A 13391-nucleotide genomic window follows, 5' to 3' on the forward strand; every position below is an offset into this window, starting at 1 on the left:
CTGAATGGATGAAAAGCTGATTCAGCTTTTCAAAAATCAACAATATCAGGGTATTAACAGCTCTGTTTTCTTCTACATTTGAAAAAATTCTAACCAGCCTTCTTCATATGAAAAAACTATTTACACGCACCTACCGCCCGCTGCTTTGTGCCTTGGGCTTAGGGGCTTTGTTGACCAGTGAGGCGTACGCGGCACCAGTACCCTTGGTGGTGACTGGCTACACCGCCGACGTGGTGGCCGACGGTACTGGCGCCGCCTCGGCCCGCACCACCACCGATTTCGACGGCGCTTCCTACGCCCTCATGGCCGTGGGCTACACCAACCCGGCCGGCACGGCGGCCACCTCGGGCTTGCCCGCGTCGGGCCTCATTACCAGCGCCAGCACAGCGGGGCTCACGTTCCAACTGGCGGCCTACACGGCCAATAACTCGCTGCGCCTTGCCACCACGGGCGGCGCCGGTACCCTCACCGTGACCACACCACGCACGGCCGGCGACCTCTACGTGCTGGCTTCGTCTGGCAGCGGCACCAGCACCATGGTGGTGACCGTGACGTTCACGGACGGCACCACGCAGGTATTTCCGGCCACCACCGTGGGCGACTGGTACGGAGGCACCGGCGCGGCCATCATCGGCCTGGGCCGCGTGAGCGTGGCCGACAACACCATCACCAACAGCACCGCCGACCCGCGCCTCTACGAATTCCGCTATACGCTGTCGGCGGCTAACATCAGCAAGCAGATTCAGAGCGTAGGCTTCAGCAAAACGTCGGCCACCGGCGTGCTGAACGTGATGGGCCTCTCGGCCAACCCCGTGTGCAGCAGCGCGCCCACGGCCGGCACGGCCACGGCCAACTTCACCAACACCTGCGCTTCGGCCTCCATCGTGGTGTCGCTCACGGGCGCTTCCACCGACGGCGGCCTGGCTTACCAGTGGCAGGCTTCCACCAACGGCGGCACCACCTACGCCGACATTGCCGGCGCCACCAGCCCCACCTACACCGTAGCGGGCCAAACGGCGACCACGCTCTACCGCGCCCGCGTGACGTGCAGCGGCACTTCGCAGTCGACCAACTCCACGGCGGTGACAATTTCTTCGACGGCGCCGAGCTACGCCCCGCTTCCCGTGGTGGAAAGCTTCGAGGGCACTTGGCTGGACGTGTGCAGCACGCGTGATGCCCCCAGTGCTTTCTGGCGCAACACGCCCGCTACGGGCAACAATTCGTGGCGCCGCGACGACGACGCCACGGCCGCCGGCTGGAGCGCACCAACCTCCTACCTGTACACGCCGGTAGCAAGCCAAGGCTCGCGTTCGGCGCGTTTTCACAGCGGCTACACGATGTCGGGCATCACGGGCGCGCTCGATTTGTACGTGAACCTGAGCGCCGCCGGGGCCAAGCGCCTGAGCTTCGACGTCAACAACACCGTGGGGTCGGATTCGCTGGTGGTGCTGCTCTCCGAAAACGGCGGCACCACTTTCACCCGCCTGGGCCGCTACGGCGTGGTGGGCACGGGCTTCGTGACGCAGGTGCTGCCCATCAGCAGCACGTCGGCCACGGCCGTGATTCGCTTCCGCGGCCGCGGCGACTACCTTAGCAACGACATCGGCCTGGACAATGTGATTCTGGAATCGGCCACGGGCTGCCTCACGCCGGCCAGCCTCTCGGCCACCGCCACCACCACCACCGCTACGCTGACGTGGCTGACGGGTGGCACCGGCACCTACACCGTGGTGTACGGCCCCACGGGCTTCAACCCCGCCACGGGCGGTACTTCGGTTTCGGGCATCACCACGGGCAGCACCACCGTTTCGAACCTGACGCCCGGCACTACTTACGACTTCTATGTGACGTCGAACTGCGGCACCGGCTCCAATTCGGGCACGGCGGGCCCGGTTTCGTTCACCACCCGCATTTTGAACGACGACCCCTGCGGCGCCACGCAGCTGACCATCAACAACGTGTGCACGCCGATTAACTCGACCACCATCGGCGCTACGCAAACGGCCAGCACCACCTACACGGGTGGCTCGCAGGGCACGGGCTGCGGCTCCATCTCGGCCCCGCGCGACGTGTGGTTCCAGTTCACGACGGCCGCCACCGGCCCCACCAGCACGCAGGTGCGCATCACCGTCACGGGCAACGCGGCCAGCGTGGTGCGGGCCTACTCGGGCACGGCCTGCGCCGGGCCGCTCACCTACATCTCGTGCGTGGGCACGGCTTCCAACACCGCTGCGCCGGTTCTGGACCTGACCACCCTCGCGCCGAGCACCACCTACTACATCCGCGTGAATGAGTACAGCACCACCGGCACGCTGGGCAACTTCACCATCTGCGCCTCGCCGGTGCCCAACTGCCCGGCGCCCACCGGCCTGGGCACGGGCACGCTCACCAACACCACTGCGGTGGCCAACTGGAGCGGCACCCTGAGCACGGGCGGCACCTACTCGGTGATTTACGGCCCCAGCGGCTTCATTCCCACCGCTACCGGTACCACCATCTCGGGCCTGACTGCCAACACGGCCACCCTCACCGGCCTGAGCCCCACCACTACCTATCAGTTCTACGTGCAGCAGATTTGCGGCGGCTTCAACGGCAGCAGCACCCTGGCCGGTCCGTTCAGCTTCACCACGCCCCTCACCGCACCCACCAACGACGACCCCTGCGGCGCTGTGGCGCTGAGCAGCACGGCCGTATCGGCTTCCAACGTGGGCTCGACCGTTACCACCACCGGCAACATGAACCTGCCGGCCTGCGCCGGCGGCTCGCTGCCCAAAGACGTGTGGTTTGCCTTCACGGCCAACGCCACCACCAGCACCTTCACCCTGACGGGTGCCCCCGCTGGGGCCCTGCGGGTGTACAGCAGCCCGAACTGCTCGGCCGGGCCGTTCGCCTCGGTGTTCTGCCAAGGCAGCGGCGCCAACAACACAGCCTTTGCGGCGCCGGTAGTCGTTTCGCCCTTGGTGGTAGGCCAGCGCTACTACGTAGCCGTGAGCGGCTTTGGCAGCTCCGACACGCCGGGCTCGTTCACTATTGCCGCCACCAACGTGCTAGCCGCCCGCGCCCAAACCAACAGCAGCGCCCTGCGCGTGTTCCCCAACCCGAGCAACACCGGCCAGCTCACCCTGCGCCTTAGCGGCCTCGGGGCCAGTCAGGCCACGCTGCTCAATGCCCTGGGCCAGAGCGTGCGCACCCAAGCCCTGAGCGCGGCTCCGGAGCATACCCTCACCACCCAGGGCCTGGCCGCCGGCGTGTACACGCTGCGCGTGCAGGCGGGCACGGAGGTATACACCCAAAAAGTGGTGTTGGAATAGTTAACCACCCATCGCCCAAAAAAGCCGCTCCATTTGGGGCGGCTTTTTTTGTGCGAGGCCACTCGGTTCGGGCAGTTGTTTGGTACGTTTCATACCGAGATGATTATCGTAGTGGGTGACGGTTCGGATTGACAATGGGGCCGGAGAGGTAGCGTGCAAGTGCTATTCCGCACCAACCAACCCATTCGTTTCCTACCGGAGCTGCACGCGGCCCAGGCCGGGGAGCTGACTTATCAATACCGAACCCACGTCGCGGGCAATCGGCTGATGCGGGAAAGTAAGCATCAGCCCTGTGGCGCCCCAGACGTTTTATGCTCTATTGCTAATAAAGCCACCGACCAGCTAACCGTGGTGTGTTTCTGATAGTCGGGAGCCGGTATGCGCGGGGCCGTCGTGCTACGCCGCAAGGCTGGTTGCACCACCGTAGCGCAGGATGCCTGGCAGCTAGGCGCTTTGGCCGTCACCGCAACGCTAGAAAACGCAGTGCGAAGAAACGCGCTACCGAAATGGTTCAGTGAGGGTTAGCGTAAGGGTCCTCAGTTGGCGAAAATGGAAAATCGGTTGCCTGAATGAGCTGGCTGGTGACCTCAGTGGTTGCTTTGTAATGAAACATCGGCATGCGGGCCCGCACTATGCGGCCGCCTTTGCCTTCAGCCTAATCGGCTTCCGGACCCCCAAAAAAGCCCCGACTGCCTGCGCAGCCGGGGCTTTTTTAGCAGGTCAACAAGCTGTTATTCCACTACCAGCTTCTTGACGATAACACCGGCGCCGGTGCGCAGGTGCAGGGTGTACACGCCCGTGGCCAGGTTGGCCAGGTCGAGGCGGTGCGGGGCCGCGCCCTGGGCGGGCAACGACACCTTGCGCATGGTGCGGCCCAAGGCATCCACCAACTCCGCGGCTACGGCCGAGCGGCCGAGGGCCGTCGGCAGTTCCACGAAGGCCGTGGTAGTGGCCGGGTTGGGGTAGAGGCCCACCTGGGCGGCCAGCGCGGCCGGGGCCGTAGCCAGCACGGCCTGCGGCGAGAACACCAGCTCGAAGCGGCTGGTGATGAGCGCCGAAGCGTTGCTCACCGTGAACGAGTAGCTGGCCTGCTGGCGCAGGTCAATCACGGCGCCGCTTTGCAGGTCGCGCAGGTACACGGGCGTGGTGCCCAGGTTCAGCAGCTGGGCGGTGCTGAGCGTGTAGCTGCCTACGGCGGGCACGCCCACGGCCAGTGGTACAACGCGTTGCGTGGTGCCCAGCGGGGCGCGGCCGTCGATGGCCAGACGCTGGGTGGCACTTAGGCTCGTGCTCAGGTTCAGGCCCGAGGGGTTGGGCAGCTTCTCGGCGTCAAATTGCGCGTCGAAGCTATCCGTGGCGCCCTGCTCGAAGTACACAAAGGCCGCGTCGCTCAGGGTACTGCCCGTGCCTTGCAGGTGCAGCTCCACCAGGGGCCGGGTCTCGGTCGTGCGCAGGTAGGTGGGGCTGGTGTAGGTAGTGGGGCGCTGGCTGTTACGGAAGGTTACCGCCCCGGCCGTCTGGCCGGCGTCGACCCGCACGAAGAAGCCCTGGCCCTGGGCCAGCACCGGGCTGACGGTGCCGATGTTGGCGCTGGCGCTGTAGAACCCGTAGACTCCGGTGTAGGGGTTGGCCGGGTCGTTGCTCTGGTACACGTACACCGTGCCGCCCACGTTGGGGCGGTCGGCCAGGCTCACCTGGCGCCAGTCCAGGGGCGAGGGGTAGGGGTTGCCCACCAGGGCGTAGCCCGCATCGGGGGCCGTGGCGTCGCTGTTGCGGGCCAGGGTCACCGTCCGGTTGCCGTTGTTCAAGGGGCCGGTGAAGTTCCAGGTCTGCCCGCCGCCAATCAGCACGGTGTAGCCCTGGCCCACATTCAGCGCGTCGGTGAGGGCGCTGGGCGAGTACCAGCCCTTGTCGAAGGCGTTCAGGTTATTGTTAGTCGAGGCCAGGCGGGCCTGGTCGTAGCCGTACACGGTGGGGAAGGACTGCACGAGCAGCGGCGTGGGCGAGGCGTTGTAGGCCGGGTTCACCACCGGGCTGAAGCCGCTCGTCGTCAGGCTGGCCACCGTAGCATTGGCGATGGGCGCCGACACATGGCGGTAGCCCAGGTTGGGGTTTAGGCTCGGGTCGATGTAGCGCTGCACGGTCACGTCGCCGTTCACCACGTTGCCGCCGTTGTTCACCACCATGGCCGTACGCGCCGCATCCGATATCAAGGTGAAGGGGTTGCTATTGGTAGCGAAGTTGCCGTTGAGCGCAAGCAAGCGCCGCACCGAGGTGACGTTTGGGTTGTTCAACTGCGCGCCGTTGGCTCCCACTGTCAGGTTCCAGAAGCGGTTCACGCCGCCGCCGTTGAGCAGGGCCGGGGCGCTGCCGCCCAGCACGAGCGTGCCGCCGTTGCTGCCCGAGAAGCCGCTGAAAGTCCCGTTGTTGGTCAGGTTGGCCGCGAGGACGAGCGTGTTGGCGGTCATCGTCAGCGAGGCCCCGGAGGCGATGCTCAGGTTGCGGGCGTTGGCCGGCGAGGCGTTGGCCACGATGGTGGGGAAGCGACCACCGCTGGGCGAGGTCGGGATGACGGCGTCAAGGGTCGCATCGGGCACCTGATTGGGCGACCAGTTGCTGGCATTGAACCAGTCGGTGTTGATGTTGCCGTTCCAGCTTACACTGGTCACGACCGGGACCGCGATTGAGAGCGAGTAAGGGCGCGAGCCCGTGTAAGGGCCGCTGCCCGTCGAGGCATCGGTGGCCGTCACCGTGAAGGTGAACGTGCCGTTCACTGCGGGCGTGCCCGAAATTGTGCCGTTCGTCAGGCTCAGGCCAGCCGGCAAGGCACCGGCCGTGATGGCGTAGGTGTAGGGAGCCGTGCCGCCCGAGGCTGTGAGGGTCTGGCTGTAAGCCGTGCCCTGCGTGCCGCTAGGCAGCGAGGCCGGGCTCACCACGATGGTCGGGGCAGCAATGACGAGCGAGTAGCTGCGCAAGGCGGCGTAGGGGCCGCCGCTGGCGCTGGTCGAGGCATCGGTGGCCGTCACCGTGAAATTGAACGTGCCACCCGCCGCGGGCGTACCCGCCAGCACGCCGGCTGAAGAGAGCGTCAGACCCGCGGGCAGCGCGCCCGCCGTGATGGCGTAGGTATAAGGGGCCGTGCCGCCCGAGGCCGTGAGGGTCTGGCTGTAAGCAACCGCCACCGTGCCATTCGGCAGCGTGGCCGGGGCCAGCGTGATGGTCGGGGCGGCAATGGTGAGCGTATAGCTGCGCAACCCAAAGTAAGGCCCGTCACCCGTCGAGGCGTCGGTCGCCGTTACGGTGAAGCTGAACGAGCCGCTCGCCGCGGGCGTGCCCGACAGCACGCCCGCCGAGGACAGCGTCAGGCCCGCAGGCAGGGCGCCGGCCGTGATGGCGTACGTGTAAGGAGCCGTGCCGCCCGAGGCCGACAGGGCCTGGCTGTAGGCCGTGCCCCGCATGCCGCCGGGCAGCGTGGGCGGGTTCAGCACGATGATAGGAGCCGCCACAAGCAGCGTGTAAGCGCGCGAACCGCTGTAAGGGCCCGGCGCGGCCGACGCATCCGTGGCGCGCACGGTGAAGCTGAACGAGCCGCCCGCCGTGGGCGTGCCCGACAGCACGCCCGCCGAGGACAGCGTCAGGCCCGCCGGCAGGGCACCGGCCGTGATGGCGTAGGTGTAGGGAGCCGTGCCGCCCGAGGCCGTGAGGGTCTGGTTGTAGGCCGTGCCCACCGCGCCGTCGGGCAGCGTGGCCGGGGCCAGCGTGATGGTCGGGGCCGACGAGGTCAGCAAGTAGTTGGCCGAGCCCACGTTTCCGTTGTTGGCCGCGTCCTGGCTGGAGTTGGCGAAGACGGCCACGCTGGTCACCGAGCCGAGGACCGTCGGCGTCACGGTGAAGGTGTAGGTGGTGCCGCTGCCCGAGAAGCTGGTCACGGTGCCGTTGCTCACCGACAGGTCGCCGGCCACAAAGCCCGTCACGGGTTCCGTGAAGGTGGCCGTGAAGGCGAAGGGGGCCGCCACGTTGGTGCTGCCGCTAGGGCTGCTGCTGCTCAGCGTCACCGTGGGCCGCGTCGTGTCCACGGTGAAGGTGTTGGTGTTCGAGTTGGCACTCACAACCGAGCCGCTGGTCTGCGCCGTGGCGTACACTTTATAGGTGCCGCTGGTCAGGGCCGAGGGTTGGGTCAGGGTGAAGTTGCCGCTGGCGTCAGCCGTGGTCGTACCGATGGCCGTGGCCGTGCCCGCGTTGGGCCCCACGTACACCGTGACGGTGCTGTTGGCCGGGGCCGTGCCCGCGTAGGTGGGCTGGGGGTTGTTGGTCAGGCTGCCGTTGGCCGGGGCCGTTACCACCGGGGCCGCCGTTACGGGCTGCGCGTAGGTAATGGAGAAGCTGGCCGATGAGTTGCTGGTGTTGTTGGCATCGACAGCCGCATTAGCCAGCACGTTGACCGTGACGGCGCCGTTCGCCGAAGGCGTCACGTTGAAGGTGTAGGTAGAGCCCGAGCCCGAGAAGCCCGAGAGGCTACCGTTGCCGACCGTTACGTCGGAGGCGTCGAAGCCGGTCACGCTTTGCGAGAAGGTCACCGTGAACGGAATCGGCGAAGTGGTGGTCGAACCCCCGTTGCTGCCGGCCGACGAGGTGATGGTGGCCGTCAGGACCGGGGCAAACACGTTGAACGAAGCCGAGGTGAAGGTCTCGTACGTCGGGGTGTTATTGGGCTGGATGCTGCCCACGAACACGTCGTTGATGAACACGTTCAGCCGCTGGTCGACGGCGGTGTAGTAGCGCTGGATGGTTTGGAAGCGGACTTGGTAGCTGCCCGTGGGCACGGCCAGGTTTTGCGAGATGTTGGCGTTGTTGTTGCCGTTGACGCTCTGCACCAAGGCCACCGCGTCGCCGTTCGGCGGCAGGGGCTGGGTAAAGCCAGCGACTTGGGAGTCGAAGAGGCTGCCGTAGCGCGCCACACCGGACGTGCCGGTAAAGCTCCAGGGCGCGGCCACTACGGGCGTGGCGTCGGACGCCTTCCGGAAGCCGTTAGCCGGTACGTTGTTGGTTTCAAAGCTGCCGTTTTGCAAGCCGTTGGCCACCACGTTGCTGGTGCCGCTTTGCAGCACCTGCACCACGTCCACGAAGGCCGTCACGTCGCTGTTGCCGCTGGCGCTACCCGCCGCCTGGATACGCAGGGTAGGGGCCGCCGCGAAGCCCTTGGTGATGGTGTAGGTTTCGCCGGCCGTGTAGGGCACGTTCGACACCGTGGGCGTAATGCCCGTGCTGCTGACCACGTTCAGCGTCAGGGTGCCGTCGCCCGTGCCGGTGTTGACGACCACCGTGTAGGTCGTGCCCGAGCCCGAGACGCCGTTGGTGGCTATGCCGGCGCCGGTGTTGCTCGTCACCGAGAAGTTGTTGGCAGTGACACCGCTCACGCTGCCCGAGAACACCACCCGATAACTCACCTGGGCCGTGGCCGTGGGCGAAGGCGTCAGGCGCGTCACGGAGGTTACGGTTACGCTCTGGTTGACGGTATAGGTTTCGCCGCCGGTGAAGCCGCCGCTCAGGCCGTTACCGACCGCGTCGCTGATACCAGAGCCGCTGCTCTTCACGTCGAGGCGCACGGTGCCGTTGCCGCTCACTCTGTTCACCGTCACGTCGTACTGCGTACCATTGCTGCCGCTCACGGCCGCCACGCTGGCAATGCTGCCGGTGGTGCTGCCGGTGGCCGTCACGAAGGTGAAGCTACTGGTCGTCACCCCCGTCACCGCTTCGCTGAACGTCACGCGGAACGTGAGCGAGGTGGCGCCGGTAGTGGCCGTGGCCGGGTTCTGGCGCACGCTGCTCACCACCGTTGGGGCCGTCTTGTCAATGGTGTAAGTTTCGCCCGCAAACGGCAGCGTGGTGGTAATGTCGACCGAGAGGTTGTTGTCGTTGGTCAAGCTTAAGGTGAGTGTGCCGCTGCCCGTAATCCCGGTCACCGGCACTGTCCAGGTATTGCCCGCGCCGACTACCGGCGTGCCCACTGTGCCGCTCACGGTGCCTGTGGTCGTCAGCGAGAAGTTGGAAGCCGTCAGGCCCGTCACTGCCGAGCTGAAAGTCACCGTGTAGTTGACCGTAGCGGCGTTGGTGGGGTTGGCACTGGCCCGCACGATGGAGTTGACCGTGGCTTGCTGCACGCCCGTAATCTGGATGTCGTCGAACACGATTTGCTCGCCGCCGCCGTTGTTGGTTTCGGCGCGGAAACTAATAGTGGCCCCGTTGAGGCTGGCCGGCAGCGCAAAGTCCACGTTGTCTAGGCTGGTGTCCAGGAACGGGGTGGCAGTGTTGCCGTTTAAATAAAGCTGTCCCGAAGCGCCGGTATAGTTGGCGAAAATAGTCCAGGTGGTGCCCCCGTCGGTGCTGTAGGAAAAGCGCAAAAACTCATTGCTGGTAAAGCCTCCACCGCTGCTAAATGCGCCCACCCGCACCTTGAAGTGCAGGTTCACAAAGCCTGCGCTGTTAACCGGGGCCAGCGTCAGCTGGCCCACACCCCCGCTCACAATGCCCTGCGTACCGTTCGTGTACCAGTAGCCCGCGCCCTGCACGTTGGTGAACACAGTGCTTGCGGCGCCGGAAAAGCCGCTGCCCGGCGCAGCGTTGCCGTTCGAGGCATTGGTTAGCCGCACGAAGCCCTGTGAGTTCGATACCTTGGTATTGGAGCCGTAGCGCGTGCCTTCGCCGTCCGTGTCAAAATTCTCGATGTAGGTGGAATTCGGCAAGGAAGACAGCAAAGTAGGCCCGTTGAGGGCCGTCGTAACGGTGATGATGCGCTCAAGCGGCGCGCTGTCGACCGTGGACTTCACAATGAAGGACAGCTTGCGGTTGCCGGCCGTGGCGTTGTTCGGGTCGGTGTTCTTGTACTGAATAGATTCCAGCAGCGCCTCGTAGCTCGCCACGCTGGCCGTGCCGCTGAACGTCAGCACTTGGCCGGTGTTGCTGGCCAAAGTAATGCCAGTGGGAAGGCTGCCATATGTCAGCTCGTCTTCGGTTCCGGCGTAGCCCGTCGCAATCGAAACGGTGGCCCCGGTCAGCATGGGGCTGCTGGTCATGGCCGGGTTGGCCACGGCTAGGTCAGAGAAAACGGTAAGGCGTGCGGCCGTGCCTTCGACAAACGTGAGCGTGCCGGTGCCCACGTTGCTGGCAATGGTGGGTTTGAGCACAGTGCTGGGCTTGCCCGTCACCCGAATATTATCGAACGCAATTTCCTTGTTGGAGCCGTAGTAATCGGCTTCAATCTGCACGTACAGGTCTCCCGAACCAGCCAGGATATCAAAGGTATGGTCAGAAAACGCGGAAGTTAAGGTAGCGGCCGTGCCCGTGCCGCCCACCCGGGTCCACGGGCTGACGGCGCCGGAACTGACACTGGGCCCCCTGGTAAATTCGCCTGCCATTGTGAACCCCCCGGTGGTGCCGTAGCGGTACTGTATCCGCATGTGTTGTTGTGTCGTGACGTCCGTCGTTCCATCGCGAGGGTCGCCGAAGGCCACAGTCACCTGAAGGTCGGTGTAAGTCTGGGTGTTGCTGATGCCCCGGAGGGTGAGCGTGCCCGGCCCTACGGTGCTGGTAGACCCCGAGCTAGTGCCCCGCACGCCCTCGCAGGCCCAGAAATACGTGCTGTCCTCGAGGGCCATTTGCACCGAGCCGCTGTTTCCGAATGTCGCGGCACCATTATACATCACCGGGTCTTTAGCGCGGAAAAAGTAGCGGTTGACGGAAACGGTATTGACGGTGGTCGTCGACGTGTAGCGCGTGCCCTCGCCATCGGTTTCGAAGCTTTCCTTGCGCAGGGTTTGGGTCTGCGCCCACGCGCTGCCACTACACAGCAGCAGGAGCCAAAGTAATAATTTTGATTTCATACAGAAGGAATTAATGGGAAGAATTGACAAGAAAACAAATTTAAGAATCAGGGACTTAGCAAACCGTTGCTTGGGCCAGTACTTCGCCCACGCCCAGCTGCAGCAGCTGCCAGCCCGTGAAGTAGCCCTCGTCGAGGGCCACCATGTCGAGGCGCACAGCCTCGCCCGCGCCGCAGGCCACCCATAGGCCGGTGGCCGCGTCGGCGTGGAGGACAGTGCCGGGCGTGGTGGGCCCGGTTGCCGCGTTGGGGTGGGGCGTCACGCCCAGCAGGCGCAGGGGCTGCCCGCGCAGGGTGGTCAGGGCCCCGCGGTTCCAGGGGTTGGTGGCCCGCACCAAGCAGTCGATGGCCGCGGCCGGCTCGGCCCAGCGCACGCACACATCGGCCAGGCCGGGGCGCGGCCAATAACGGGCCGGGGCACCGGCCTGGTCGACGGGGGTGAGGGGCGGCGCTTCGCCGCGCAGGCTGGCCAGCAGGCGCAGCGCCACGGGGGCGGCCCGGCCGGCCAGTTGGGCGCGGTGCAGGCCGTGGGTGTCGGCGGGCCCCACGGGCACCGGCTCGGACAGCAGCACGGGGCCGGTGTCAAAATCGGCATCCATGCGGTGCACCGTCACGGCGCCGGCGGTTTCGCCGTTGCGGAGCAGCCAGAACAGCGGCTCGGGGCCGCGGTAGGCCGGCAAGGGGGCGAGGTGAAAGTTGAGAAAACCCAGCGGCGGCAGGGTGAGCACGGCCGCCGGCACGCGCCAGGGCAGGGTAAACACCAGCACGGCTGGCACCGCTAGGGGCGCCAGCCAGGCGGCCAGCTCGGCCCCCAGCCGGGCGCGCGTCAGGCGCGTCACGGGCAGGCCCAGCGCGGCGGCTTGTTGCGCCAGTTCGTCGGTTTCAGCCTCGGGCGGGCAGTGCGGCACGGCCACGGCCGCCACGCCGCCCTGGGCAGCCAGGGCGTGCAGGGCGGGCCAGCCCAGCGCATTGCTAATAATAACGGCGACTTGCATCTGCAATAAAAATACCCGCCCCACCCCGGCCGGCAGCCGGGCGGCGGCCAAATGGGGTGGGGCGGGCGGTAGGCCGGGCCTTAGCCACGCGAAGGGAAAATGCCCGTGAGGGCAATGGCGTAGTTGAGCGTCAGATAGGGCTGTTGGTTAGTGTGGGGCTGGCTGGCGCCAGCTGCTTGCAGCACGGGCGAGCCCAGCGCCGCACCCATCAGCACAGGCGTGCCGCCGGTGGTGTAAGCGTTGTTGGCCGGGTCGGTGGCGGTGGCGGGGTAGGAATCTCTGGGCGTGGCGGTGTCCGCATCGCCCCCGACGTTCAGTGTAGCGCTGAGGGTATGCTTGTGCGCGGGCATCTGTTCGCCCGACAACGCGACCTGTTCTTGGCCGTTCACCTGGCCCATTGTGTAGCCGGTGCCACTCGGGGCCTTGCCCTGGCCCACGAGGGTCCGGCCGCGCAAGTCGGGCAGGCCAAAAGTCGTCCTGCCATCGCCGCCGAAGCTGGTGCCAATTAGGGAGAACAGGGCGTTGTTTTGATTAATCTGCAACAGTTGGCCCTGGCAGAAAGCCCATCCTTTTGGGGCACGGGGGAAGCTCATCAGACGGAGTTCGCCGAGAAAATTTTCCATGAGTTGGGAAGCTAAAAGAGAAAGAAGGAAGCGTTAATCAAACGACGGGTAGATGCCCTGCATGGCAATGATGTAATTGCAGGCCACCACTGGCTGAATGTTGGAGTGGGCGGTGCTGCTGCCCACCACCGACGAGCTGCCCGACACCGCGCTGGCGTTCAGGTTCACCCCCGACCCCTCGTTCTTGTAGATGGTGCCTCCCGCGTTGCCGAAGTAGGCGTTCTGCGCGCTGGCCTGGGGCGTGCCGCCCGTCTGGGCCGTCACGGCGCTCAGGTTGGCAATCGGGTGCTGGTGAATGGGCATTTGCGCGCTCGTGAGTGTCACGTTTTCCTGGCCGCCCACCTGGCCCATGGCATAAGGCGAACCGCTGGTGCTCGTGCCCTGAGACACCACTACCCGGCTCCGCAGGTCGGGCAGGGCAAACGTGTTCTGCCCGTCGCCGCCATACGCGGTGCCGATGAGCGAATACAAGGTCTCGTTTTCGCTGATTTGCACAAGGGCACCGTTGCAAAACTGCCAGCCCTCTGGCGCATAAGTGCCGCCAAAAATGCGGATTTCTCCGATGTAATTTTCCATGATTAAC

Annotated in this window: 5 protein-coding genes; 1 reads left to right on the top strand and 4 read right to left on the bottom strand. The window is 65.7% G+C overall.

The window, feature by feature from the left end:
* Nucleotides 1-107: 107 nt before the first annotated feature.
* On the top strand, nt 108-3311 hold the full coding sequence (locus MTP16_RS13450) for a T9SS type A sorting domain-containing protein (protein ID WP_243509733.1): 3204 nt from the start codon (nt 108-110) through the stop codon (nt 3309-3311).
* 731 nt (nt 3312-4042) lie between these two features.
* Here the strand turns inward: MTP16_RS13450 and MTP16_RS13455 are convergent.
* The 4 genes from MTP16_RS13455 to MTP16_RS13470 form a co-directional block, all read right to left on the bottom strand.
* The gene (locus MTP16_RS13455; RefSeq protein WP_243509735.1) at nt 4043-11191 is read right to left on the bottom strand and encodes a putative Ig domain-containing protein; all 7149 of its coding nucleotides are present in this window, start codon (nt 11189-11191) and stop codon (nt 4043-4045) included.
* Nucleotides 11192-11246: 55 nt separating this feature from the next.
* Nucleotides 11247-12185, bottom strand: a complete 939-nt coding sequence (locus MTP16_RS13460) for a methionyl-tRNA formyltransferase (protein WP_243509737.1) — start codon at nt 12183-12185, stop codon at nt 11247-11249.
* A gap of 80 nt (nt 12186-12265) precedes the next feature.
* On the bottom strand, nt 12266-12808 hold the full coding sequence (locus tag MTP16_RS13465) for a phage tail protein (protein ID WP_243509788.1): 543 nt from the start codon (nt 12806-12808) through the stop codon (nt 12266-12268).
* Nucleotides 12809-12841: 33 nt separating this feature from the next.
* Entirely contained in the window at nt 12842-13384 is a 543-nt protein-coding gene (locus MTP16_RS13470) for a phage tail protein (RefSeq protein ID WP_243509791.1), read from the bottom strand.
* Nucleotides 13385-13391: the final 7 nt, after the last annotated feature.

It is taken from the genome of Hymenobacter monticola (assembly GCF_022811645.1).
Classification (GTDB): Bacteria; Bacteroidota; Bacteroidia; order Cytophagales; family Hymenobacteraceae; genus Hymenobacter; species Hymenobacter monticola.